The organism is Propionivibrio pelophilus DSM 12018, from assembly GCF_059569095.1.
Genome location: NZ_JCANUT010000005.1, coordinates 22,435 through 45,967 on the forward strand (window position 1 = coordinate 22,435; position 23,533 = coordinate 45,967).

Here is a 23,533-nt window from a genome sequence, read left to right on the forward strand (position 1 = left end):
GCTGCGGCAACGCCGCGGCTGAACGCGGGCGTTAGACATCGGAAATCCTATGCACGGTCACTGTCTCTGCGGACAAGTCGAGTTTGAAATTGTCGGTGAGCGTTTCAACCTCTACCAATGCCATTGCTCCCTTTGCAGAAGGCAAGGCGGCTCTCTATCCAATGCCGCGACAATTGTTCCGGATGAGAAATTTCACTGGCTTCGTGGCGCTGAGCTCATCTCATCGTGGAAGAAAGAATCAGGGTTCCGCTCTGACTTCTGTTCGACTTGCGGCTCTCCCGTGCCAAATCCGCTGAGGCACCTGCCTTACGTTTGGGTTCCTGCCGGGCTGCTTGAGGGCAACAACAACCTGGAAGTCGTAGCCCATCTCTGTATGGCCTCCAAAGCCGCATGGGACTTCGGGCTTTTTCAGGGGGCTTGCCATGACGAATTGCCGCCGAATCTATCTGAGTTCATCTCCCTTTTGCAGGCAACCGATGCCTGACGATCAAGGGGGGCGTGGTCGCGAAGCGAGCCGGTCCCGCCGAGTTCTATCGGCGGTTGCGTGTTGGGTGGCGCGATCGTGCGCCGGTGGCGCGGCTAGACGGCCAGCGCCTCGCGTACGCCGTCCTGGTCCATGTCCGCGCCGAGTCCGCGCATGATGAACTCGCCGCGTTCCATCAGCAGGTAGTTGTCGGCGAGGTCTCGGGCGAAGTCGTAGTACTGCTCGACGAGCAGGATGGCGACACGGCCGGTTTCGGCGACCTTGCGGATCGCGTCCTTGACCTCGGCGCGCTCGGTGGCGGAAGCGGTGGGCAATTGCGCGACCGGGCGGCGGGCGACGACGCGGATGGCGTGGCCGATGTCCTTGATGATCGACGGCTGGATGCCTTCGGTCGGTTCGTCGAGAATCAGCAGTTGCGGGTCCATCGCCAGCGCGCGGCCGATGGCGAGTTGCTGCTGCTGGCCTCCGGAGAGGTCGCCGCCGCGGCGCTTGAGCATGTTCTTCAGCACCGGAAAGAGTTCGAAGACCTGGTCGGGGATCTTGGCGTTGCTCGGCTTGGTGGCGAGGCCCATCAGCAGGTTCTCCTCGACGGTCAGGCGCGGGAAGATCTCTCGGCCTTGCGGGACGTAGCCGATGCCGGCCTTGACGCGGTCATGCGAGGCGGCGTGGGTGATGTCCTTGCCGTTGAAGGTGATACTGCCGGACTTGGCCTTTACCAAGCCCATCAGGCACTTCATCAGGGTGGTCTTGCCGACGCCGTTGCGGCCGAGCAGGCTGGTGACCTTGCCGGGTTCGACCTCGAAGGAGAGGCCGCGGAGGATGTGGCTGCCGCCGTAGTACTGGTTGAGGTTTTCGATTTTTAGCATTGGTTGTCTCCTCAAGCGCTTGTGTTTGATGATGCGCCGGGTTTCGCCTGCGGGCGAGGTACTTTCTTTTGTCTTGCCAAAAGAAAGTACCCAAAGAAAAGGCGTGCCCGCTGCGTCGCCCGGCTGCGCCGGGTACTCTGCGCTGCTCGTGCGCAACGGGGGGCTGCGGAACTCAGGCCTGCGGCCCTCAGACAGTCCTCGCCCTTTTCCCCGTTGCGCCCTGCGCTGCTCGACGACACAGAGGGCAAGAGGAAAACCAAGCGCAGCGGTGACCGGTCGGTGTTCAAATCCCCCTGCGAGGTGCCGAGCAACGCAGGCTTGAGCGGGGATGTGGGCGAGCACTGTCTGAGGGCGAAGCCCGAGTTGCGCAGCCCCCGCTCAAGGCGAGTAGCGCAGGGAACCCCGCCGCAGGCGGGGCGCCGACCGGGGGTCGCCTTTTCTTTGGCTCCTTTCTTTTGGCGAAGCAAAAGAAAGGACGCCCGCGCGTCAGGCGCGGAATCCAGCGGTTCAGTAAAAAACCACGTATCAGCGCCCAAGATAAACCTCAATCACCCGCTGATCATTCTGCACGGAGTCCAGATCCCCCTCCGCCAAAACCGACCCCTCATGCAGCACGGTAACCTTCCCCCCGAGCGCCTTCACGAACGCCATGTCATGTTCCACCACCACGAGCGAATGCTTGCCCGCGAGAGAAACAAACAACTCCGCCGTCCGCATCGTCTCGTCGTCGGTCATCCCGGCAACCGGTTCGTCAAGCAGCAGCAGCTTCGGTTCCTGCATCAGCAGCATCCCGATCTCCAGCCACTGCTTCTGCCCGTGCGAGAGCATCCCGGCGGGGCGGTCGGACTCCCCGTCCAGTCGGATCAATCGCAGCGTGTCGGCGATGCGGTCGCGATCGTCGTCGCGCAGCCAGGCGGTGAGCGTCTTCAGCGCGCGCTTGTCGGTGGTCATTGCCAGTTCCAGGTTCTCGAACACGCTGTGCTGCTCGAAGATCGTCGGCTTCTGGAACTTGCGACCGATACCGATGTGGGCGATCTCCGGTTCGGTGAGCCGCGTGAGGTCGATCGTCTGGCCGAAGAAAGCGGAGCCGGAATCCGGCCGCGTCTTGCCGGTGATGACGTCCATCATCGTCGTCTTGCCGGCGCCGTTGGGGCCGATGATGCAGCGCAGTTCGCCGGCGTCGATCGTCAGGTTGAGCTTGTTCAGTGCCTTGAAACCGTCGAAACTGACCGTGATGTCGTCGAGGTAGAGGATGACGTTGTGCGAGACGTCGAGCGTGCGCTGTTTGGGCGCGTAGTACGGACTGCTTTCGTCCAGCTCGATGCCGATGATTTTGCGGAATACGTCACGTGCGCTCATGCGTTGGCTCCTTGTGCGATGCGCCCCTCGCGCAGCGTTTTCCACAGTCCGACCAACCCGCGTGGCAAGAGCAGGGTGACGACGATGAACAACAGGCCGAGGAAGAACAGCCAGTATTCCGGGAAGCTCACCGTGAACCAGCTCTTCGCCAGATTCACCACGAAGGCGCCGACGATCGGGCCGATCAGCGTGCCGCGCCCGCCGACGGCGACCCAGATGGCGATCTCGATGGAATTGGCGACGCTCATTTCGGACGGGTTGATGATCCCCACCTGCGGCACGTAGAGCGCGCCGGCGATGCCGCAAAGAACGGCCGACAGCGTCCAGATGAAGAGCTTGAACCACAGCGGGTTGTAGCCGATGAACATCACCCGCGACTCGGCGTCGCGGATCGCCGTCAGCACACGGCCGTACTTCGAGCCGACCAGCCACTTGGCGAAGACGAAGGTCAGCGCGAGGACGGTCGCCGTCAGGCCGAACAGCACCAGCCGCATCTCCGACGAGGTGATCGAATGGCCGAGCACGCGCTTGAAGTCGGTGAAGCCGTTGTTGCCGCCGAACCCGGTCTCGTTGCGGAAAAAGAGCAGCATCGCGGCGTAAGTCAGCGCCTGCGTGATGATCGAGAAATAGACCCCCTTGATGCGCGAGCGGAAGGCGAAGTAGCCGAAGACGAAGGCGACGAGCGCCGGTACCAGCACGACGAGCAGGGCAACCCACAGGAAACTGTCGCTGCCCTGCCAGAACCAGGGAAGTTCCTTCCAGTCGAGGAAAACCATGAAGTCCGGCAGGTCGCTCTGATAGCTGCCGTCGCGCCCGATCTGGCGCATCAGGTACATGCCGAAAGCGTAGCCGCCGAGCGCGAAAAAGATGCCGTGGCCGAGCGAGAGGATGCCGCCGTAGCCCCAGATCAGGTCCATCGCCACGGCGACAATGGCGTAGCACATGATCTTGCCGATCAGCGTGATCGCGTAGGTCGAGACGTGGAACGGCGAGTCGGCCGGCAGCAGCAGGTGCAGGAGCGGCACGGCGACCAGCGTCAGCAGCAGGAAGGCGGCGAGTCCGGCGCGACTCTTGCTGTCGAGCGCGGAGAAGAAACGGAAGATGAAGGGGGCTCGCATGGCGGCACTCAATCGACGAAGCGACCCTTCAAGGCGAACAGGCCTTGGGGGCGTTTCTGGATGAAGATGATGATGAAGACGAGGACGACGATCTTGGCGATCACCGCGCCGGACCAGCCTTCCAGCAGCTTGGCGAAAACGCCCAGCCCGAGCGCGGCCCACACGGCGCCGGCGAGCTGCCCGACGCCGCCGAGGACGACGACCATGAACGCATCGACGATGTAGCCCTGGCCCATGTCCGGCCCGACGTTGGAGATCTGCGACAGCGCCAGTCCGCCGAGGCCGGCGATGCCGGCGCCGAGCGCGAAGGCTAGCGTGTCGATGCGCGCCGTCGGCACGCCGACACAGCCGGCCATGGCGCGGTTCTGCGTGACGGCACGGACGAACATGCCGAGCCGCGTCCTGTTCATCAGCACCCACACCAGCGCCAGGACGAACAGCGCGAAGCCGATGATGATGATGCGGTTCCACGGGAGCAGCAGGTTCGGCATCAGCTCGATGCCGCCGGACATCCAGCTCGGGTTGGCGACCTCGACGTTCTGCGCACCGAACAGCACGCGCGCGGCCTGGATCAGGATCAGCGACAGGCCCCAGGTGGCGAGCAGCGTTTCCAGCGTGCGCCCGTAGAGCCAGCGGATGACCGTGCGTTCCATGATCACGCCGACCAGCGCGGCGCCGAAAAAGGCCAGCGGAATCGCCGCCGGCAGGTACCAGTCGACGGCGTCCGGGAACCAGGCGCGGAAGAGACTCTGCATGGCGTAGGCGGAGTAGGCGCCGACCATCAGCAGTTCGCCGTGCGCCATGTTGATGATGCCCATCACGCCGTAGGTGATCGCCAGTCCGAGCGCGCCGAGCAGCAGGATGCTGCCGAGCGAGAGTCCGGAGAAGACGGCGCCGAGGGTTTCGGCCCGCGAGAGTCGGGCGTCGATCGCCTTGACTGCCGAGATGGCGGCGTAGCGCACCCGGTTGTCGGGCTCGCCGGTCTTCTCGGTCAGCGGCAACAACATGTTGCGGACGGCAGGCGAGGCGCTCTCGGACAAGGTGCGGACCGCTGTCAGCCGCGTGCTTGGGTTCTTGCTCGCCAGGCTGGCCTGGGCGTGCGCCAGCTTGAGCAGCGACTTGATCTCCGGGGCGGTTTCCTTCTTCAGCGCACGCTCGAAGAGCGGTGCCATTTCGCTGCTCACCTTGTTCTGCAGCTGGCGCGCCGAGTCGAGGCGGACGTCCCGGTCGGCGTCGAACAGATTGAGGGCGGCCAGCGCATTGTCCAGCTCGCCGCGGATACGGTTGTTGACCGTGATCGATTCCGCATTGGCCGGCATTTTGGCTGGTTCGCCCGTCGCGGCATCGAAGGCCTTGTCGTCCTCGATGATCAGTATTTTTTCGCCGGCAACCTGAAGCATATCGTCGGCCATGGCCTGGAGGACGCGCGCCGTAGCCGGGTCGCCCTCCTGGGACAGCTTCTGGATCGCTTCGATCTTTACGCTGGAATCGTCGTCGGCCAGTTGGCGGATGAGCGCGGGATCCGGCGCCGCCTGCGCGGCGAGGGCGCTGGCGAACAACAGGGTGGCAAGCACGTGTTTGAACATGAACGGGTCCGTTGGCAGATAAACTCTTTGGACGAAGCTTACGGGGCACGACCGGCAGCGGAAATACGACAAATTGCGTAGGCGTTCGCCGCGACTTTTATGCATGGCCCGGACAAGCGCGCGGGTGCCTCCTATAATTCCTTGCGTGCTTTTCAACCCAACGGGGAAACGATCGTGAAACTATTGCGCTATGGGCCTGCGGGCCAGGAAAAACCTGCGTTGCTCGATGCCGCGGGGAACATGCGGGATCTCTCCGGCCTGCTCGACGACTTCACGCCGAGAACGCTGGCGCCAGCGGCGCTGGAGGTGCTGCGCGCGCTGGATACGGAGCGTCTGCCGATCGTCGCGGGGGAACCGCGGATCGGCGTGCCCTGGAGCGGCATGGGCAAGTACGTGGCGATCGGCCTCAATTACAGCGACCACGCCGCCGAGTCCGGCATGGCCGCTCCGCAGGAGCCGACCATGTTCACCAAGTGGCTGAGCTGCGTCTGTGGCCCGAACGACGACACGATCGTGCCGCCGGAGTCGACCAAGCTCGACTGGGAGGTCGAACTCGGCATCGTCATCGGCCGGCGGGCGCGCAACGTGTCGCAGGCCGAGGCGCTGGACTACGTTGCCGGTTATTGCCTGGCCAACGACATTTCCGAGCGCTCGTACCAGATCGACCGCAGCGGCGGACAGTGGAGCAAGGGCAAGGGCTTCGACACCTTCGGTCCGGTCGGTCCGTGGCTTGTGACCCGTGACGAGATCGCCGATCCGCAGAACCTCGACATGTGGCTCGACGTCAATGGCCAGCGCAAGCAGACCGGCAACACGTCGAAGATGATCTTCCCCTGCGATTTCCTGGTGAGCTACTGCAGCCGGGTGATGACGCTGGAGCCGGGCGACCTGATCATCACCGGTACGCCGCCGGGTGTGGGGCTGGGCTGCAAGCCACCGCAGTTCCTCAAGCTGGGCGACGTGGTCGAACTGGGCGTCACGGGGCTGGGGCGTCAACGGCAGAGGGTGGTGGCGGGGTAATCTTCCTGCTGGAGTTTGCGCTTGCCTTTCGCGTGATTCGGACTAGACTGAAAGTCCCTCATTTGTTCCGAGAGGTGGTGCTATGGCCGCAACCGAGCGTCGTTTCGTGCAGGACCGTCGGCGCCGCGACGTGGGGCCGCCGTCGGGTTATTCTGAGCGCAGGATCATCGCCGAGCGGCGGTTGCCGAAAGTGGTGGAAAAGACGATTTCGGATGCCGAGTGGAAAAGCCTCTTCGGGCGCCTGGAGCGGCGGCAGGGAGTGCAGGCGATCGATTTGCAGGACCGGCCGGAGAATCTTCCCGGACGGTTGTGGACGGATCTGTAGGCGCGCCTATAGCGTCGGCCGTGTATCAGTTTCCTGATTCGGAGAGCGAGCGTATTTCCTCGCTCTTTTTCTTTTCCTCTTCAAGAATCTTGTCGATGAACTCCTGCATGGGGTCGCTCTCGTCTTCCTGACTGTCCTTTTTCTGCGGCGCCGGGAGCGGTGGCTCGGCTACGGGGGCTTCTGTCCGCCGGGTCGTCAGATGCCGGAACCATTGCGCGAATTGTGCAACTTTCGTGGAAAGACGTTGGATCAGCCCGTCGTTGGCCGGCGGCTCGAACCGCTCGCGCGTGTCGATGAGACGCGCGCGCAGCGCGCCGCGAATGACGTCGCCGACGATCGGCAGCGCGCTGTGCGCACCCTGACCCCAGTAGTCGCTGCGTAGCGTGATGCGCGGGTCGTTGAAGCCGACCCAGGCGCCGGCGACCAGTTGCGGGTGCATCAGGATGAACCAGCCATCGGCGTTGTCCTGCGTCGTCCCGGTCTTGCCGGCGACGTCGGCACGGATGCCGAAGCGGCTGCGGATGGACGCGGCGGTACCGCGGTCGACGACGTCGCGCATGACGTCGAGCAGCGTGTAGGCGACCTTTGCGTCGAGGACGTCGTCGGCGTCCGGGGCGGCGAATTCCTCCAGCACGCGCCCGTTCCGGTCCTCGATGCGCGTGACCATGACCGGCTCCCGGAAATGGCCGCCGTCGGCGATCGTCGCGTACGCCGAGACCATTTCCCGCAGCGAGACGGGGCTGGTACCCAGGGCGAGTGAGGGCACCGGCCTGAGTTCACTCTCGCGGACGCCCATCGCGCGGGCGAGCCGGGCGACGCGCGGCGCGCCCACCTTTTGTATCAGTTGTGCGGTGATCGTGTTTTTCGAGAAAGCAAGAGCATCGCCCAGGCTCATCTCGTGGCCGGAGGGCGGCTTGCCGTCGGACGGGCGCCAGAGCTCGCCGTCGCCGACCGGAATCTCGACCGCCTGGTCGATGAGGGTCACCTCGGGACTGAGGCCCTGGCGGAAGGCCTCGCCATAGACGAACGGCTTGAACGTCGAGCCGGGCTGGCGGCGCGCCTGTCGCACGTGGTCGAAGGCGTCGCGCTCGAAGTCGCGACTGCCGACCCAGGCCCTGATCTGTCCGTCGCGCGGGTCGATGGCCAGAAAGCCGGCCTGGATCATCGTCTTCTGCTGGCGCAGGTTGGGCAGGAAGGCGGGGTTGGCCGTGAGCTGGCGGATGGCGTCCGCGTCGTTGACTCCCGCTTCGCGGATCTTGCGGTACTCCGCCGTCTCGCGCACGAGTTCCCGGACCAGGTCGTTCTTCGGCGTCCAGACCGAGCGGCGCGACCAGACGGCGTTCGCCAGGTTCTGCAGTTGGTGCCCCCGGTTTTCGACCGCGCGCGTGGCCAGTGCCTGCAGGCGCGAGTCGAGGGTGGTATGGACGATCAGTCCGTCGCTGTAGATGTTGTAGTCGTTGCGGTCGGCCCAGTCGATCAACCAGCGGCGCAGTTGCTGCGCAAAATGTGGCGCCGGGCCGGATTTCTCGTACTGGCGCTCGAAGTCGAGGCGCAGCGGCGCCTTCTTGAGCGCTTCGAGCTTGCCGGCCGGCAGCTTGCCGTGCCTGGCCATCTGCGCGAGGACGACGTTGCGCCGCTGCAGCGAACGTTCCGGATTGAGCATCGGGTTGTAATAGCTGGTGCCCTTGAGCATGCCGACCAGCGTGGCGCTCTGCAGGACATTGAGCTTTTCGGCCGAGGTGTCGAAATAGGTGCGTGCGGCCATCTCGATGCCAAAGGCGTTGTACAGGAAGGGAACCGTGTTGAGATAGGTTTCGAGGATCTCGTCCTTGCTGTGCACCGCCTCGATCTTGAAGGCGGTGATTGCTTCCTTGAGCTTGCGGGTCAGCGTCGGCGCCCGGCCGATTTCTTCCGGATACAGGTTCCGCGCCAGCTGCTGCGTCAGTGTCGAGCCGCCTTGCCGATTCCCCTTGAAGGTATGGAATGCCGCGGCGAGCGTACGGCGGAAATCGAGCCCGTGATGGGTGTAGAAGCGGTGATCCTCGGTGGCGATCAGCGCGTCGATGACGTGCGGGGAAATGTCCGCCAGCCGGACCCACTGGCGGTGCGAGTGCTTGAACTCGGCGAGCTTCTTGCCGTCGGCGAAGAGGATCTGTGCCGGACGCTCGGTGGTGGCCTTGCGGATGTCGCTGATGGCGGGGGTCAGCGGTACGAGCACGGCGACGTAGATCAGGAAGAAGGCCATCGGAACGGCCAGGGCGATCGTCAGGTCGCGCCGTGTCAGGTGCCGCAGTCGTCCTGCTATGCGATCAATCAACGGGGAAAGGAGTCCGATCAGATGGGAAGGCAGGTGCATTGGTCGCGTTCGCTAGCGGATGCCGGGAATCACGTGTGCATCTTCTCGAATGCACTTTCGAGCCGATCGAGAAAACCGCCGTCCGCATGGTAACGACGCACCCATTCCGGGTCGGGAACATGCGTTGTGCTGCCCTCGTACACGGCGCGGCGCAGGGCGTCGGCGACTTCGTCACGCTGCTCCGGGCTGTCCTCCGGGACCAGTGCGACAGCGGCGGCGATGGCCGCGCCGAGGGGGGCGCCCGCCTGGCCGATATGGATCGCCGGACGGTTCCAGATCGCAGCGACCCGACGCATGATTTCGGGGCTGCCCGAGGGGCCGCCGCAAACGCTGATCGGATCGACCCTGCTGCACTGCCCACCGATCCGGCAGCCGTGGCGGAAAACCAGCCCGAGCGCGCTATCGACGATGGCCGGGTAGTCATTGGTGAAGTCATCCGGCTTGCTGTCGAGGCGGACGACGTTCGGGTTGGCGGCGATGGTCGGGAAAGACTCGGCGTCCGGGTGCCAGAAGCGCAGGCGGCTGCCGGGAGGCGTGCTGGCCAGGGCGGCTTCGCTGGCCGCGTAATCCTTGGCGCTGAGACCATGCAATTTGCGCATGCGATCGAGTGTCAGCGCGCCGTTGGTTCGACAGGCCAGATTGAACGGGCGCCCGAGCGCATCGTACATGGCATTGGCCTCGCCGCAGGGGTCGACCTCGCCGCCGGGGGTCGGGATCATGTACACGAAGCTTGTGCCAAGACTGAGCAGGCTGTCGCTGGCCAGGACTTTCGATTGGGGATTGTCTCCGGATCCGGCAATGATCCGGCAATCCGGGTGGAATCCGTATTTTTCCTGAAAGTAGGCGGCGATGCGGCCGACGACGGCAAGCGGGTGGGCAATGGCCGGCAACTTGTCGGCCAGGGCGCGCGGGCCGCCGGGCAGGTCGCGGGCGGCGGCGTCGAGCAGGGCTTCATCCCAGGCACGCCTCTTGTAGTTCATCAGGCCGGTGCCGCAGGCGTTGCCGAAATCCAGCGGGATCGCGCAATTGCCGGCGAGCAGGGCGGGAATCAGGCTGGAAATCTGCACGATGTGGCGGGTTGCCGCGTAGGCCGCGGGGTAACGCAGCGCGAGCTTGCGGTGAGCCAGGACGGAACTGCGCAGCGGCATGTCGCTGCCGGTAGCGGCGATCAGCGCGGCCGATCCGCCGAGGCGTGTCCGGATGAGTTCCGCTTCGGTCGTTGTATTGGCCGTCTTCCATATCGGCGCGCCCCCGTAGGCGAACACGTCGGCGAGCGCAGCGTTGAGAGAGTCGGGAGAGTTTTGCGTGCTGCCGGGCATGCGCAGCGACTGGAAGGCGGCAGGCGCCTTGTCGTTGAGATAAACGTGGCCGTGTTGCTGGCCCGAGGTGTTGATCGCGGCGATAGCCGCGGTGTCGATGCCGGCAGCTTTCATCTCGTCGAACAGGGCATCGAGCGCCGCGAGGAACAGGCGCGGCGGCTGCTCCGCTTCGCCGGGTTCGCGCGGCGGCAGGATGAGCGTGTCGTGCTCGAAGCCGAAGCCGAGTAGCCGGGGGTCGTCGCGGTACGCCAGCGAGCGTTGCCAGATGACGGTCCCCGTATCGACGTTCAGCAATACGGCGCTCAGGCTCTGGGTGCTGGCGTCGAGGCCGAGGGTGGTGCGATCGGCGGGCGACATGGAGGCTCCTCGTTCTCTCTCTGGTTGCGGCGGGTTCGGACCGGCATGGCTCAGCCGGAAAGCGCGATCATAATCGGAATCACGCCGGCGGGCATTGCAGCCTTTGCGCAGGAGTGTATCGCCTGCGTGTTCAACGTGCGTTCAGGCGCACGGGGGGAGGCGTCAATTGCCCGGACTGGGCGGGGAAGCGATCACGACTTCGATTCCGGCGCTCTTCAGCATCGCGAGGTCTTCACTGCTGATGCCCGCGTCGGTGATCAGCGTGCTGATGCGCGACAGTGGCAGGGAGATGTGCCGGGCCTTGATCGAGAACTTGCTGCTGTCGGCCAGAACGACCACCTCGTCGGCGTGTTTCTGCAGATTGTCGACGGCCTTGACCACGCCGGGGTGCGACTCCAGCAGCCCCCCGCCGTTGATGCCTTGCGCACCGATGAAAAGCCGCGAGGCGTAGAAGTTGAGTTCCGGGCCGCCCGGGGAGTACAGGATGCCCGGTTCGCGATGGAGTTCGCCGCCTGCGACGGTGAGATAACAGGCTCCCTGCTCGAACAGGCTGGCCGCCAGCGGCATGGAGTTTGTGCAAATTTTGACGCTTCGCCGGGCGAGGCGTTGCGCGAAAAGGAAGCACGAGGTTCCGCCAAGAACGATGATCGAATCGCCGTCCGTGCAGAGCTTCTCCGCTTCGGCGGCGATGGCTTCCTTCTGGTCGATATGAATCAGCCGGTTGGCCTCGAAGGGCTTGGCGGGAGTATGTTCGGGAGCCGCATCGTTGGCGAGCGCAATTCCCCCGAAAACCTTGCGGACCTCGCCGGTTTCGTGGAGTTTGGCGATGTCCCGGCGGATGGTGGCGGGTGAGGCGCCAAGCGTTTCTGTCAGGTCCTTGACAGTGGCAAACTGGCGTTTGTTGAGAATGTCGACGATTTTTTCCCAGCGCTCTGACTCGTTCATCTTCCCGTTCCTGGCGTATTTTTGCGCGGAACCCGGCAAGGTCACTACCGTGTCCAGCACCTGGCTTGTTTTGGCTTCCATGGCTGTGCGGTCGGCGTCCCTTGCGGTCAGGAATCGGTCAAAGCGGCCTTGTCAGGTGCTGCCAGGTTCCGTGCCGAAGAGCGCAGATCGTGCGGGGGCGTACGTTATCACAGCGGATAGCATTTCCCGTAAGCACGATTTCCGGATTCCAGGAGAAGTGACGAGGCTATTGCCCGGATGGGTGGGATGCCTGCGGCGGCCCGCACAGATGGCGAGCCGCCGCGGGGGCGGTCTTAACCCGCGAGGTGGCGTTGCAGGGACGTGCTGATCGACTGCAGGATCAGGCTGCACGACGTTGCGCCGGCATCGAGGACGCCGATCGAACGCGCTCCCAGGCGGGCGGAACGGCCGATCCGGGCCTGCAGATTCTTGGTCGAATCCTTGCCCTTCTCCGCCGCAACGCTCATCGCCTGGAGTGCCTCGGCGAAGGGCGCGCCGTTTGCCACTGCTTCGCGGAAGGCGTTGAGTGCCGGCACCATCGTGTCGATCAGTGTCTTGTCGCCGACCTGGGCATTGCCCATGCCTTGCACGTTGGCGACCGCCGCGGCGAGCGCTTCGCTGAACAAGCCAGCGTCGAGCTGGGCGTGCGGTTCGAGCGTGGTGACGAAGCCGAGGAAGAAGTTGCCGTACAGCGGTCCCATCGAGCCGCCGATGTCGTCCATCAGTGCCTGCGAGAGCTGCTCCATCGCCTTCGGCAGGTCGTTGGCAGCAGCGCCCAAGGCATCGAGCCGGGTGCCGCAGCCGGTGAAGCCCTTGCTCATGTTGATGCCGTGGTCGCCGTCGCCGATCAGGCCGTCGATTTCAGAGAGGTAGGCGCGGTTGGTGTTGATCGTGGTGATCAGGTCGCGGACGACGTCGCCGGCGGAGGCCAGGGCGATGCTCGGGCCGGTGACCGCTCGTGGCGCAGCGGCCGATTTCGCGGCGGCAGGTGCCGCAGCTTCAGCCTTTACCGTGCCGGTGACGGAACCGCTGTAGGTACGTCCCGCCGCCATGTCGCCGGCCACTGTAATGCCGACCGAATTGCACGGCGCTTGCAGGCAGCTTTCGAGCTCGTCATCGAGCTTCATCATGGTCAGCGTGACGCCCATCATTTCGAGCGACGTGAACAGGTTGCCGACCTTGTTGAAAGTGACGGTGATGCCCTTGGCCTCCAGGCGCTTGGCGATTTCGCCGTAGAGGATGTAGAGCTCCATGATCGGCGTGGCGCCGAGTCCGGAAACGAGGATGGCAACCTTGTCGCCCGACTGGAACGGCAGGTCGGGCAGGACGACGTCGAGCATCAGGTCGGCCATTTCCGCGGCGCTGACCGTCTTGCGGACGTCGATGCCCGGCTCGCCGTGGTGGCCGATGCCGACTTCCATGTTGCCGTGTTCAATCGTGAAGTTGGCGTGCCCGACTGCCGGAATGATGCATGCCGACAGGCCGATGCCGATGCTGCGGGTGTTGTCGATAGCCTTTTGCGCCGCGGCGATCACTTCGTCGAGCGATCCGCCCTGGGCTGCCTTGGCGGCGCCGACCTTCCACATCAGGATTTCGCCGGCAACGCCGCGCCGTTTGGCTTCGTCGCCCTTGGGCGCGGACGGAACGTCGTCGTTGGCGACGACGGTCTTGACCGTGATGCCTTCGCGTTCGGCCATCGACATCGCCATCTTCACGTTCATGTTGTCGCCGGCATAGTTGCCGTAGAGGCAGGCGACGCCAGCACCGCCGTTGGCGGCGCGCATCGCGTCGAGGAAGCTCTTGGCCGTTGGCGAGGAGAAGATCTCGCCGATGGCGACCGCGTCGACCATGCCGTCGCCGACGTAGCCGAGGAAGGCCGGCTCGTGGCCCGAGCCGCCGCCGGTGACGACGCCGACCTTGCCGGCTTCCGGAGCGCGAACCCGTTTGACCACGCGCGAATTGTCCGTCCCAACGACCGTGTCGGCGTGCGCCGCCAGCCAGCCCTTGAGCATGTCCTCAACCACAAGATCCGCATTGTTGATGATTCTGTTCATAGTCATGATGTGTGCAAGAGAGAGGTTGGAATAAAAAAACAGCGACGGTGAATCAATTGGTGAATGCAGCGGGAGCGCTACCTGCAAGTGCCCCGGCTGTGTTGCAAGGATCCAGCAGACTTGTCATTTTTTGATCATTGGCGTACGAAAATGAAGAATAGCCGATGATTTCCGGTAATCAAGGACGGCGAGTGCCGGTTCGAATGAGTGAATCAAATCATAAAATGATTGAGAAATACAAGAAAAATTAGCTAAAACGATTTATGCGATTCTTTCATTGATTGTGCTGTTGACATCGTAAATCGCCGGTTCCAGAATGGTCTCGTTCGTAGCAGGTTGTATGTCGAAGTAGCCTTTGCTCACTTGCGAGGAAGAAGACTTTGGAAATTGCGCTTGGCCACGAGAAGGCAGTGTGCGATCCGGTTGACGCAAGCGTGCGTCGTCGGGCCGCCGCAATTCAAGACGCTCGCTGGGAAAAAGTGCCGGCCAGCCGGATGGCGTCGCGCGCTTCCGTCGTAACAACCATTCTGATGCTTCCGATCGTTGCAGTGGAGGACGTGGCCACGAACGAAGACTTGCGCCTGGATCATTCGAATCTGCAGTCGTTGAGAAGGCCCCGTGAAGCGGCGATGCGCCCGTCCGTGATGGGCCTCATATGCCACTGAACACGAAAGTATCCACTGTGGCTGCATCGAGCAACATGAACTTCTCCCTTTGCTTTTTACGCGACGCCGGTGGCGTCGATTGCCACTAACCACAAGGAGGTTCGCTGTGACTGTGAAATACCATGATGAAGAGATGATGGCTGTCGTGTGCAAGGCACCGCATGAATACAACCTGGAGAAGGTCAAGCGGCCCGCGGCAGGTCCGAACGAGGTCGTGATCAAGATCATGTCGTGCGGCATCTGCGCCGGCGACATGAAAGGATGGTCCGGTGCGGCGCGCTTCTGGGGCGACAAGGACGCCGGTCGGCCCTCCTACATCAAGCCGCCGGTCATTCCCGGGCATGAATTCTGGGGGGTGGTCTGCGAGCTGGGCGAAGGCGCTGCCGAATACCACAACGTGCAGATCGGCGACCGCGTCGTTGCCGAGCAGATCGTTCCCTGCGGCCGTTGCCACTATTGCCGTACCGGACATCACTGGATGTGCGAAGTGCACGACGTGTATGGCTTCCAGCGTGAAACCGCCGACGGCGGCATGGCCGAGTACATGCGCCTGTCGGCGCGCGCCATCATTCACAAGATTCCGGAAACCGTCTCGTTCGAAGATGCGGCGGTGATCGAGCCGCTGTCGTGCTCGCTCCATGCCGTCAATCGCGGCGACATCCAGTTCTCGGACGTCGTGGTCATTTGCGGTGCTGGGCCGCTGGGCTTGTTCATGGTTCAGGCCGCGCACCTCAAAACACCGAAATGCCTTGTCGTGATCGATCTCGACGATCGTCGCCTTGAGTTGTCGAAGGAGTACGGTGCTGACGTCGTGATCAATCCCAAGCGTGAAGACGCGGTGGAAATCGTCAAGAAGATGACCGGAGGCTACGGCTGCGACGTGTATATCGAAGCGACGGGGCATCCGAGCGGTGTCACGCAAGGCCTGCAGATGATCCGCAAGCTGGGGCGCTTCGTCGAGTTCAGCGTGTTCAGCCATGAAACGACGGTTGACTGGTCGATCATCGGCGAAGAGAAGCACCTCGACCTGCGCGGCGCGCACCTTTCCGGCTTCTGCTATCCGGTCGCCATCGATTTGTTGAATCGCGGGTTGTGCACCTCCAAAGGCATCGTCACCCATAACTACAAGCTCTCCGAATGGGAGGAGGCACTGAAGGTGGCGCAGTCGATGGATTCGATCAAGGTGTTGCTGACACCTGACGCTTGATTCCAATCACCGTCGTTCGGTAGCTGCATCTGCACTTGCTGCAGCTACCGATAAGGTACAGCGTCTGCATCAGTCGTAATCAGGAGCAGTCAGGTTGCGCTCGCCGGTGAGGCGATGCGGGACCAAGTCCCTCCTGCGGAAGGTCATCGACAATGAAGAATGAGCAGGGTGTCAGCAATTCGATTCAGGGGGTAGGAAGTAACTTATGAGCTCGCAAGCAGAACTTTCAAGAGGGCATCATTCCGGTTCGCGTCTTGGCAAATTCGTCTTGCCGGCGATCGTCGTTGCGGTGCTCGTCGCGATGGCGCTGGATACCAAGGTCGTGCAGATCGGATCAAAGGAGGACGTTCGCGCCCAGGTGTTTTCGCCTGAAGCGTTCGGGAAAAAGGAATTTCCGAAGATTCAGGGGTGGATCGAGAAAGCCGCGGTAGACGCGAAGCAACTGGCCGAGGCCATTGCCGCCGACAAGGCCGCAGCGGCAGAGAAATACGGCAAGCCGGGAAGCGTCGGGCCGATCTTCCCGGTCAAGTTCAGTGGCGTGGTCGGCGAGGGAAGCAGCGGTGTCTTCAAGGTCAAGGTTGATGGTTTGCCGGAAGGGATCGGCGTCCGGGTGCAAACCGGGCCGGCGATCAACGGTACCGAGGTGCGCGATGCGACGGGGAGCATCAGCTTCGGCCAGTTCACTAACCAGATCGAATATCAGGATGCTGGCGCCGCGCTGAACGACCAGATCAAGGCCTTGGTCTTGGCCAAGCTGGATCGGGAGAAGCTGCCCGGCAAGACGATCGAAGTGGTCGGCGTGTTCCAGCTGATCAATCCGGCCAACTGGATGGTTACGCCGGTACAGTTGAAAGTCGCGCCATGAGTGCCTTGCCTGAAGCATCGCACGCCGATGGCGAAGCGGTGATGTCAGCACGCAACGTCGCCAAGTTTTTCGGCAGTGTGCGTGCGTTGAACGGGGTGAACTTCGACATCCATCGCGGCCAGGTGACGACCCTGTTCGGGGAAAACGGCGCGGGGAAATCAACGTTGATGAAGATCCTCGCCGGCATTCAGCCGCCAACTTCCGGCGAGATCATCCTCGATGGCCAACCGGTGAGGTTTTCCTCGTCGACGGATGCCCGCAATCGCGGCATCTCGATCATCCACCAGGAATTGAGCCTGGCGCCCAACCTGTCGGTGCGCGACAACATTTTCATGGGGCGCGAGCTTCGCACGGCGACCGGCGTTAACTTCGCGGAGGAAGCACGGCGCACCAAGGCGTTGATGGAGGAACTGGAAGAAGACATCGACCCGATGACGCTGGTCGAAGATCTCCGCCTAGGTCAGCAGCAGATCGTCGAGATCGCCCGAGCGCTGTCGGTAAATAGCCGCATCCTGATCATGGACGAGCCGACTTCGGCGCTTTCGGCGACGGAGGTCGAGGTGCTGTTCAAGGTGATTCGCGACCTGAAATCGCGGGGCGTATCCATCGTCTATATTTCCCACCATCTTGAAGAGGCGTTGCAGATTACCGATCACGCGGTGGTGCTGCGGGATGGAAACATGACGGCGAAGGCGCCGCGTTCGGAAATCGACCTCGAGTGGATCGTCCGCAACATGGTCGGCGACAACTTCGACCTTGGCAGCCCGCCGACAGGGTATGAGTTTGGCGACGTGGCGCTTTCGATCGACGACGTCGTGGTGACGGAGGCTTCCGGCGCCAACGTGGTCGACCATATGTCGCTGCAGGTACGTGCCGGTGAAATCGTCTGCATCTACGGATTGATGGGGGCTGGCCGCACCGAACTGCTCGAGGCTGTGGCGGGTCGGGGCGAACTGGTGAATGGGAAGGTGCTCCTGGAGGGCGAGGATGTCTCCGGGCTGACCATCGCCGAGCGCATCGCCAAGGGCTTGTCGCTCGTGCCGGAGGACCGCCAGCGTGACGGCCTGGTACAGACGATGACCGTCGGGAAAAACCTCTCCCTGGCGAGTATCGGTGCCTTCGTGAAGGGCTGCTTCACCTCGCCACAGCGCGAACGTGAGCTGGTCGACGAGTCGATTCGCCGTGTCACGGTGAAGACGGCCGGTGGAGGCGCCGCCATCGGTTCCCTGTCGGGCGGCAATCAGCAGAAGGTCGTGATCGGCAAGATGCTGGCGACGGATCCCAAGGTGCTGTTGCTGGACGAGCCGAGCCGCGGGATCGACATCGGCGCCAAGGCGGAGGTTTTCCGTCTGATCGCCGAACGGGCCAAGCACGGGCTTGCGGTCATCTATTCGACATCGGAGGTTGGCGAGTGCCTGAGTGTCGCGCATCGCATCATCGTGATGGCGCGGGGCAAGATCTCGGCTGAATTCGGACCCGATGTATCCAAGGAACAAATCATGGCCGCCTCGGGCGAGTCCGTGGCTGAATGAAAAATATTAGGAGAAAAATCGCATGACTACTGCGAACAAAGTCGCTCAAGGCGTTCAGGGCGCTCAGGGTGCACCATCCCAGGGCGGCATCGATATTGTGCGGATCCTTCTCGAGGGGCGCGCATTCTTTGCCTTGATCGTGATTATTCTGGTGTTTTCCATCCTGTCGCCGGTCTATTTTTCGACCGCCAACTTCCTGGTCATGGCTTCGCACGTGGCAATCTACGGATTGCTGGCCATCGGCATGCTGGTGGTGATCCTGACCGGGGGTATCGATCTTTCCGTCGGGTCGACGCTCGGCTTGTGCGGCGTGGTGGCCGGCGGCCTGATGCAGGGGGTGGAGATCGAGTCGCTGGGGTCGATCTACTATCCCTCCGTCTGGGTCGTCGTCGTGCTGACGTGTGCGCTGGGGGGCTTTATCGGCGCGATCAATGGCGTGCTCATCGCTTACCTCAAGGTGCCGGCGTTCGTCGCTACGCTCGGTGTCCTGTATTGCGCCCGGGGCGTCGCCTTGTTGCTGACCAACGGACTGACCTACAACAATCTGGGCGGAGAACCTCAACTCGGAAACACCGGGTTCGACTGGCTAGGTTTCAATACCATCTTCAACGTTCCCATCGGCGTGCTGGTTCTGGTCTTGCTGGCACTCGTCGCGGTGGTTCTGCTCAACAGAACGGCGTTCGGGCGCTGGGTCTACTCGACCGGCGGCAATGCGCGAGCGGCTGAACTCTCCGGTGTTCCGGTCAAGTTCACCACGATTTCCGTCTATGTGTTCTCCGGCGTTTGCGCCGCGATCGCCGGGCTGGTCCTGTCCTCGCAGCTTACCTCGGCCGGTCCGACGGCGGGGACGACCTACGAACTGACCGCCATCGCCGCCGTGGTTGTCGGCGGGGCAGCACTGACCGGGGGGCGCGGCAACGTGCGCGGCACCCTGCTCGGTGCCTTCGTCATCGGCTTTCTTTCGGATGGGCTCGTCATCATCGGCGTTTCGGCGTACTGGCAAACCGTCTTTACCGGTGCGGTGATCGTTCTCGCCGTGCTGATGAACTCCATTCAATACTCCAAGCGGCCCAAGTCGCTGCCCACTTCGGGGAGTCCCACCATTCCTCAGAAAGAGCCCGCAGGGAAGCTCGTCTGATGAACGTTCGCCGATCGTTCGGCACTTTGTAATGAAGCAACTTAGGAGAGGTAGATATGTTTAAAACAACACGCCGTAAACTTATCGCAGCACTGTTGCTCACCCCGCTCATGGCCGGTACCGCGATGGCACAGGGCAAGGGCCTGATGACGATCATCGTGAACGATCCGGCTAACCCGTACTGGTATACGGAAGGTCAGGTCGCCAAGGCGACTGCCGAAAAGCTGGGCTACTCGGCCGTCGTTGCGGCTCACACTGGTGACACCAACACCGAGAGCAAGCTGATCGATACGGCGATTACCAACAAGTCGGTCGCGATCCTTCTTGACCCGGCCAACGCCAGCGGTTCGGTCGGCGCGGTCCAGAAGGCTGTTGCCGCGAAGATCCCCGTTCTGCTGATCAATGCCGAAATCAACAAGGACGGTCTGGCCAAGGCCCAGCTCGTCTCGAACAATGCCCAGGGCGCTGCACTCGGAGCGCAGCAGTGGGTGAAGGTGATGGGTGACAAGGGCAAGTACGTCGAACTCTTCGGCGCGCCGTCCGACAACAACGCGGCCACCCGTTCGAACGGCTACAAGACCGTGCTCAGCCAGTACCCCGACCTGAAGAAGGCCGCCCAGGAAGTTGCGAACTGGGACCGCACGCAAGGTCACAACAAGATGCAGGCGATGATGCAGGCGAATCCCGATATCAAGGGCGTGATCAGCGGCAACGACGAAATGGCCCTGGGCGCGATTGCCGCGCTGAAGAAGGCGGGCAAGCTCAAGGATGTCGTGGTCGGCGGTTTCGATGGCTCGCCTGATGCCGTCGCGGCTGTCAAGGCCGGCGAACTGGCCTACACGGTGTTGCAGCCGGTTGCGGTGTTCTCGGAAGCCGCGGTGATGCAGGCTGACTCGTTCATCCGGACCGGCAAGACCGGTGCGAAGAGTGAGAAGCAGTTGTTCGACTGTCTGCTGATCACCAAGGACAACGTCAGCAAATACTCGTCGCCGTTCGTTCTGGACAAGTAACATCCTCTTGACGGAATTTATTGCCGTCTCTGCGGCACGGGTGCTGATCCCAGCATCCGTGCCGAAACCCAAGGACTCCCTTTGTACTGGTTGTTTTCCGGGTGGCGCCCGGAGGTACGCACACGCCTTTAGCGGTGTGTTCAATGAATCCAGGTAGATAGTAAGCAGAAGGGGGCTCGGTCTCTGTCGAACACATGAATCCGTGCGTGAGAAGTCAGCTTTTTAGCTAGTCCTTCGCCAAATGCTCGAGGCCCGTGATGCGCCTTCTGCACGTTCCTCACCCTTTCCGAGTCCGAGCGTTCGGTGAGTCCTGGCTTCCTGGAAAGCATGTTCTGTTCGCGCGGCATCTTCAAATAGCGAAAGGATTTTTTCATGGGAGTCACAATGAAAGCGGCCGTGATGTACGGCCCCCGCGACATGCGCGTGGAGGATCGCCCGCGTCCTGGCGTCGTGCCGGGTGAGTTGCTGATCAAAGTTCATCATGTGGGAATTTGCGGCTCGGATATGCACTTTCTCAAGGATGGACGCCTCGGAAACTGGGTCGTTGATTCGCCGCTGATCCTGGGGCATGAATCCGCAGGTGAGGTCATCGAGATCGGTCCCGGTGTAGAAGGTTTCTCCGTCGGCGACAAGGTGGCTCTGGAGCCGGGAGTCCCTTGCGGGTCGTGCTGGAGTTGCATGACCGGGCATTACAACCTCTGTTCGAACATGTCGTTCATGGCAATCCCGCACGAACGGGACGGCGTGTTCTGCGAATACGTGTCTCACCCCGCGAAGATGTGCTTCAAGCTTCCGTCGAATGTAAGTACGCTGGAAGGCGCCCTTTGCGAGCCGCTCTCCGTCGGGCTCTATGCGGTCGAGAAATCCGGCGCAAGACTCGGGCAAAGTGCGGTCATCTTCGGGTCGGGCTGTATCGGCCTGGTCACGATGCTGGTGCTCAAAGCCATCGGCGTGAGCGACATCACGGTTGTCGATATCGTGCAGAGGCGCCTGGATACCGCACTGGCGTTGGGGGCCAAGCGGGTCATTCGCGGGGACCAGGAGGACGCTGTCGCCGCGCTGATGAAAACGGGGGGCTGCGACGTCGTTTTCGATGCGGCCGGCAGTCCTCGCACGGCGCTGCAAGCCTCGCAGGTCGTCGCGCCGAACGGTGTCGTCGTCATTGTCGGCATGGCCGCCGATCCTGTCATCGGCATGGATATCGGCACGATGGCATCCCGGGAAGCGCGCCTCGAAACCATTTTCCGCTACCGAAACCATTATCCGACGGCCATCAAGGCGGTCGAGTCCGGCGTCATTCCGTTGAAGAAGATTGCTTCTCATGTCTTCCCCTTCGAGAAGATCGTGGAAAGCGTCCTTTTCAACATGGATAACCCGAACGAAGTCGTCAAAGGCGTCATCAGTTTTGTCGATTGAGTCCTTGAAAGTGGCTGCCGGTGCCCGGGCCATTGCCCGGGGATCGATGAAATGCTGCGATGCGTGATTGAAATAAATCACAAAGTGATTGCGTGTGGTGAAGTTGAAGAAGTTATGTGCGTTTAATTTCTTTATTTTGTGGTTGACTTGTTGACATCGTGAAACTCTGGTTTCAGAATGATTCGCAAGCCGCATCACACAAGGCTGCCACGAGCAGTCCAGTACAAATAATCGCGGCCGAGCACGTCGGGGTTGCAGACAAAGAAGAAAGAACGCGCAAGAGCCCTTTGCCTTAGGTGGGGGCCATGCGTAAGCAAGCTTCGGAGAGTCAAGCAAGATGCCTGATAACGCAACAGAGTCGACAAGTCTTCCTCTTGGGTCGCCAGTGGCGGCGCAAACAGCTGCCGTGCCATTGGTTCTCGCCAGCGGTGTGGCGAAGAGCTTCAACGGAGTCCCTGCGCTCAGGAACGGTTGCCTGGAGTTGCATGCCGGCAGTGTTCACGCGCTGTGCGGTGGCAATGGCGCCGGCAAGTCGACCTTCCTCAATGTCCTGATGGGAATCCTTCAGCGCGATGCAGGATCGATCAAGGTGCGGGGGCAGGAGGTGCATTTCGCCAATCCCAACGACGCACTCCACGCCCGGATCTCGATCATTACCCAGGAACTGTCGCCGATTCCCGGCATGACCGTCGCGGAAAACATCTTTCTCGGGCGCGAACCAAAAAAGCTGGGCGTCATCGTCGATTATCCGCGCCTGTTCGAACGAGCCGGCGAGTTGCTGGAGCGTCTGCGTTTCGACATCGACCCGCGCACGCCGATGTACCGGCTGAGCCTCGCGCAAACGCAGCTGGTGGAGATCGCCAAGGCATTCAGCCACCAGAGCGAAATCATCATCATGGACGAGCCGACCTCGGCAATCGGCGAGAATGAAACGGAAATCCTGTTCGACGCGATCCGCTCGGTGTCGTCGCAGGGGGCCGGCATCATTTACGTTTCGCACCGCCTGTCCGAGATCTTCACGATTGCCGACCGCTACACGGTTTTCCGGGATGGCGGTTTCATCGAAACAGGCAAGCTGGCCGATATCGATCGTCGCCATCTGGTGCGCCAGATCGTTGGTCGCGAACTGAACGCCGGCGAGCGCAAGGAGAAGAAGGCGGACGGAGAGGTCGTATTGTCCGTGAAGAACTTCAGCCGCGAAAGCGAGTTCGAGGACATCTCCGTCGACGTCAAACGTGGCGAGGTGCTCGGGATTTACGGTCTGATTGGTTCGGGACGAAGCGAATTCCTCAACTGCGTTTTCGGCATCACCAAGCCGGATTCCGGTAGCGCTGCGCTTCTTGGCGAGCCCATTCCCAAAGGGAAGCCCGGGCAGTCCATCCTGAAGGGCATCTCGCTGGTCACCGAGGATCGCAAGGCGACGGGGTTGGTGCTCAGTTCGTCGGTGGCCTTCAACACGACGCTGGCGGCTTTGCCCAACTTGTCTACGGCCACGTATATCGATCGCTCGAAAGAGCGCCGCTTGATGACGGGCCTGATCGAGCGCATGCGCGTGAAACTGGCGACGCCGGAAATGGATGTTTGCGAATTGAGCGGGGGCAACCAGCAAAAGGTGGTGCTGGCCAAATGCATGGCGACCGATCCGATCTGCCTGCTTTGCGATGAGCCGACACGCGGAATCGATGAGGGGGCCAAACGGGAGGTGTACGCCTTCCTGTCCGAATTCGCCGCGAAAGGCGGGGCGGTCGTGGTCGTGTCGTCGGAGGCGCCCGAAGTGCTCGAGGTCAGCGACAGGATCGCGATCTTCAAAAAGGGCCGGCTGGCGGTCGTGATCGACGGCCACCAGGCGTCACAGGAAGAACTTCTTCATCTTGCATCTTGAACAAGGTA

At 62.3% G+C, this 23,533-nt stretch carries 19 protein-coding genes; 11 read left to right on the forward strand and 8 right to left on the reverse strand.

What is annotated here, in order from left to right:
* The first annotated feature begins 49 nt into the window (after window positions 1–49).
* Window positions 50–484, forward strand: a complete 435-nt coding sequence (locus BO74_RS04135) for a GFA family protein (RefSeq protein WP_496440254.1) — start codon at window positions 50–52, stop codon at window positions 482–484.
* Window positions 485–579: 95 nt separating this feature from the next.
* On the opposite strand, the gene urtE is transcribed toward BO74_RS04135, so the two are convergent.
* The 4 genes from urtE to urtB form a co-directional block, all read right to left on the reverse strand.
* Window positions 580–1,350 carry an urea ABC transporter ATP-binding subunit UrtE gene (gene urtE, locus BO74_RS04140; RefSeq protein ID WP_496440255.1) on the reverse strand — a complete coding sequence of 257 codons (771 nt, stop codon included), beginning with the start codon at window positions 1,348–1,350 and terminating at the stop codon, window positions 580–582.
* Between the two features lie 525 nt (window positions 1,351–1,875).
* The gene (gene urtD, locus BO74_RS04145) at window positions 1,876–2,709 is read right to left on the reverse strand and encodes an urea ABC transporter ATP-binding protein UrtD (RefSeq protein WP_496440256.1); all 834 of its coding nucleotides are present in this window, start codon (window positions 2,707–2,709) and stop codon (window positions 1,876–1,878) included.
* Window positions 2,706–3,827 (reverse strand): urea ABC transporter permease subunit UrtC, encoded by a 1,122-nt coding sequence (gene urtC, locus BO74_RS04150; protein WP_496440258.1) that lies wholly within the window; start codon window positions 3,825–3,827, stop codon window positions 2,706–2,708. Before urtC ends, urtD begins: the two co-directional genes overlap by 4 nt.
* Before the next feature lie 8 nt (window positions 3,828–3,835).
* Window positions 3,836–5,413, reverse strand: coding sequence for an urea ABC transporter permease subunit UrtB (gene urtB, locus BO74_RS04155; protein WP_496440259.1), 1,578 nt, complete (start codon window positions 5,411–5,413; stop codon window positions 3,836–3,838).
* Between the two features lie 174 nt (window positions 5,414–5,587).
* Between urtB and BO74_RS04160 the strand changes: the two genes are divergently transcribed.
* On the forward strand, window positions 5,588–6,433 hold the full coding sequence (locus BO74_RS04160) for a fumarylacetoacetate hydrolase family protein (RefSeq protein WP_496440260.1): 846 nt from the start codon (window positions 5,588–5,590) through the stop codon (window positions 6,431–6,433).
* Window positions 6,434–6,515: 82 nt separating this feature from the next.
* On the forward strand, window positions 6,516–6,758 hold the full coding sequence (locus tag BO74_RS04165) for a hypothetical protein (RefSeq protein WP_496440261.1): 243 nt from the start codon (window positions 6,516–6,518) through the stop codon (window positions 6,756–6,758).
* Between the two features lie 25 nt (window positions 6,759–6,783).
* Here BO74_RS04165 and BO74_RS04170 read toward each other — a convergent pair whose 3' ends face one another.
* The 4 genes from BO74_RS04170 to dhaL all read right to left on the reverse strand — a co-directional run bounded on the left by BO74_RS04170 (window position 6,784) and on the right by dhaL (window position 13,816).
* Window positions 6,784–9,114, reverse strand: coding sequence for a penicillin-binding protein 1A (locus tag BO74_RS04170; RefSeq protein ID WP_496440262.1), 2,331 nt, complete (start codon window positions 9,112–9,114; stop codon window positions 6,784–6,786).
* A 29-nt stretch (window positions 9,115–9,143) separates the two neighbouring features.
* On the reverse strand, window positions 9,144–10,790 hold the full coding sequence (locus tag BO74_RS04175; RefSeq protein WP_496440264.1) for an FGGY family carbohydrate kinase: 1,647 nt from the start codon (window positions 10,788–10,790) through the stop codon (window positions 9,144–9,146).
* Window positions 10,791–10,952: 162 nt separating this feature from the next.
* The gene (locus tag BO74_RS04180) at window positions 10,953–11,816 is read right to left on the reverse strand and encodes a DeoR/GlpR family DNA-binding transcription regulator (RefSeq protein WP_496440265.1); all 864 of its coding nucleotides are present in this window, start codon (window positions 11,814–11,816) and stop codon (window positions 10,953–10,955) included.
* A gap of 233 nt (window positions 11,817–12,049) precedes the next feature.
* The gene (gene dhaL, locus BO74_RS04185) at window positions 12,050–13,816 is read right to left on the reverse strand and encodes a dihydroxyacetone kinase subunit DhaL (RefSeq protein WP_496440266.1); all 1,767 of its coding nucleotides are present in this window, start codon (window positions 13,814–13,816) and stop codon (window positions 12,050–12,052) included.
* A 374-nt stretch (window positions 13,817–14,190) separates the two neighbouring features.
* Between dhaL and BO74_RS04190 the strand changes: the two genes are divergently transcribed.
* From BO74_RS04190 to BO74_RS04225, 8 genes are all read left to right on the forward strand, one after another.
* Window positions 14,191–14,475 carry a hypothetical protein gene (locus tag BO74_RS04190; RefSeq protein ID WP_496440268.1) on the forward strand — a complete coding sequence of 95 codons (285 nt, stop codon included), beginning with the start codon at window positions 14,191–14,193 and terminating at the stop codon, window positions 14,473–14,475.
* A 106-nt stretch (window positions 14,476–14,581) separates the two neighbouring features.
* A complete protein-coding gene (locus BO74_RS04195) occupies window positions 14,582–15,682 on the forward strand; it encodes an alcohol dehydrogenase catalytic domain-containing protein (protein ID WP_496440269.1) in 1,101 nt (366 codons plus the stop codon).
* Window positions 15,683–15,887: 205 nt separating this feature from the next.
* A complete protein-coding gene (locus BO74_RS04200) occupies window positions 15,888–16,547 on the forward strand; it encodes a DUF2291 family protein (protein ID WP_496440270.1) in 660 nt (219 codons plus the stop codon).
* Window positions 16,544–18,079 carry a sugar ABC transporter ATP-binding protein gene (locus BO74_RS04205; RefSeq protein WP_496440271.1) on the forward strand — a complete coding sequence of 512 codons (1,536 nt, stop codon included), beginning with the start codon at window positions 16,544–16,546 and terminating at the stop codon, window positions 18,077–18,079. Before BO74_RS04200 ends, BO74_RS04205 begins: the two co-directional genes overlap by 4 nt.
* A 22-nt stretch (window positions 18,080–18,101) precedes the next feature.
* Window positions 18,102–19,217, forward strand: a complete 1,116-nt coding sequence (locus BO74_RS04210; protein WP_496440272.1) for an ABC transporter permease — start codon at window positions 18,102–18,104, stop codon at window positions 19,215–19,217.
* Window positions 19,218–19,273: 56 nt separating this feature from the next.
* Window positions 19,274–20,227 (forward strand): D-ribose ABC transporter substrate-binding protein, encoded by a 954-nt coding sequence (locus tag BO74_RS04215; protein WP_496440273.1) that lies wholly within the window; start codon window positions 19,274–19,276, stop codon window positions 20,225–20,227.
* 372 nt (window positions 20,228–20,599) lie between these two features.
* The gene (locus tag BO74_RS04220; RefSeq protein ID WP_496440274.1) at window positions 20,600–21,643 is read left to right on the forward strand and encodes an NAD(P)-dependent alcohol dehydrogenase; all 1,044 of its coding nucleotides are present in this window, start codon (window positions 20,600–20,602) and stop codon (window positions 21,641–21,643) included.
* A gap of 406 nt (window positions 21,644–22,049) precedes the next feature.
* Window positions 22,050–23,525 carry a sugar ABC transporter ATP-binding protein gene (locus BO74_RS04225; RefSeq protein ID WP_496440276.1) on the forward strand — a complete coding sequence of 492 codons (1,476 nt, stop codon included), beginning with the start codon at window positions 22,050–22,052 and terminating at the stop codon, window positions 23,523–23,525.
* The last annotated feature ends 8 nt before the right edge of the window (window positions 23,526–23,533 follow it).

Excerpts from the sequence above, each read along its gene's own strand:
- BO74_RS04210 (WP_496440272.1), top strand. The coding sequence starts at position 18,102 with ATGACTACTGCGAACAAAGTCGCTCAAGGCGTTCAGGGCGCTCAGGGT.
- BO74_RS04175 (WP_496440264.1), bottom strand. The coding sequence starts at position 10,790 with ATGTCGCCCGCCGATCGCACCACCCTCGGCCTCGACGCCAGCACCCAG.
- BO74_RS04215 (WP_496440273.1), top strand. The coding sequence starts at position 19,274 with ATGTTTAAAACAACACGCCGTAAACTTATCGCAGCACTGTTGCTCACC.
- urtE (WP_496440255.1), bottom strand. The coding sequence starts at position 1,350 with ATGCTAAAAATCGAAAACCTCAACCAGTACTACGGCGGCAGCCACATC.
- BO74_RS04200 (WP_496440270.1), top strand. The coding sequence starts at position 15,888 with ATGAGCTCGCAAGCAGAACTTTCAAGAGGGCATCATTCCGGTTCGCGT.
- BO74_RS04180 (WP_496440265.1), bottom strand. The coding sequence starts at position 11,816 with ATGGAAGCCAAAACAAGCCAGGTGCTGGACACGGTAGTGACCTTGCCG.
- urtC (WP_496440258.1), bottom strand. The coding sequence starts at position 3,827 with ATGCGAGCCCCCTTCATCTTCCGTTTCTTCTCCGCGCTCGACAGCAAG.
- BO74_RS04135 (WP_496440254.1), top strand. The coding sequence starts at position 50 with ATGCACGGTCACTGTCTCTGCGGACAAGTCGAGTTTGAAATTGTCGGT.
- BO74_RS04205 (WP_496440271.1), top strand. The coding sequence starts at position 16,544 with ATGAGTGCCTTGCCTGAAGCATCGCACGCCGATGGCGAAGCGGTGATG.
- BO74_RS04170 (WP_496440262.1), bottom strand. The coding sequence starts at position 9,114 with ATGCACCTGCCTTCCCATCTGATCGGACTCCTTTCCCCGTTGATTGAT.
- urtB (WP_496440259.1), bottom strand. The coding sequence starts at position 5,413 with ATGTTCAAACACGTGCTTGCCACCCTGTTGTTCGCCAGCGCCCTCGCC.
- dhaL (WP_496440266.1), bottom strand. The coding sequence starts at position 13,816 with ATGACTATGAACAGAATCATCAACAATGCGGATCTTGTGGTTGAGGAC.
- urtD (WP_496440256.1), bottom strand. The coding sequence starts at position 2,709 with ATGAGCGCACGTGACGTATTCCGCAAAATCATCGGCATCGAGCTGGAC.
- BO74_RS04220 (WP_496440274.1), top strand. The coding sequence starts at position 20,600 with ATGGGAGTCACAATGAAAGCGGCCGTGATGTACGGCCCCCGCGACATG.
- BO74_RS04165 (WP_496440261.1), top strand. The coding sequence starts at position 6,516 with ATGGCCGCAACCGAGCGTCGTTTCGTGCAGGACCGTCGGCGCCGCGAC.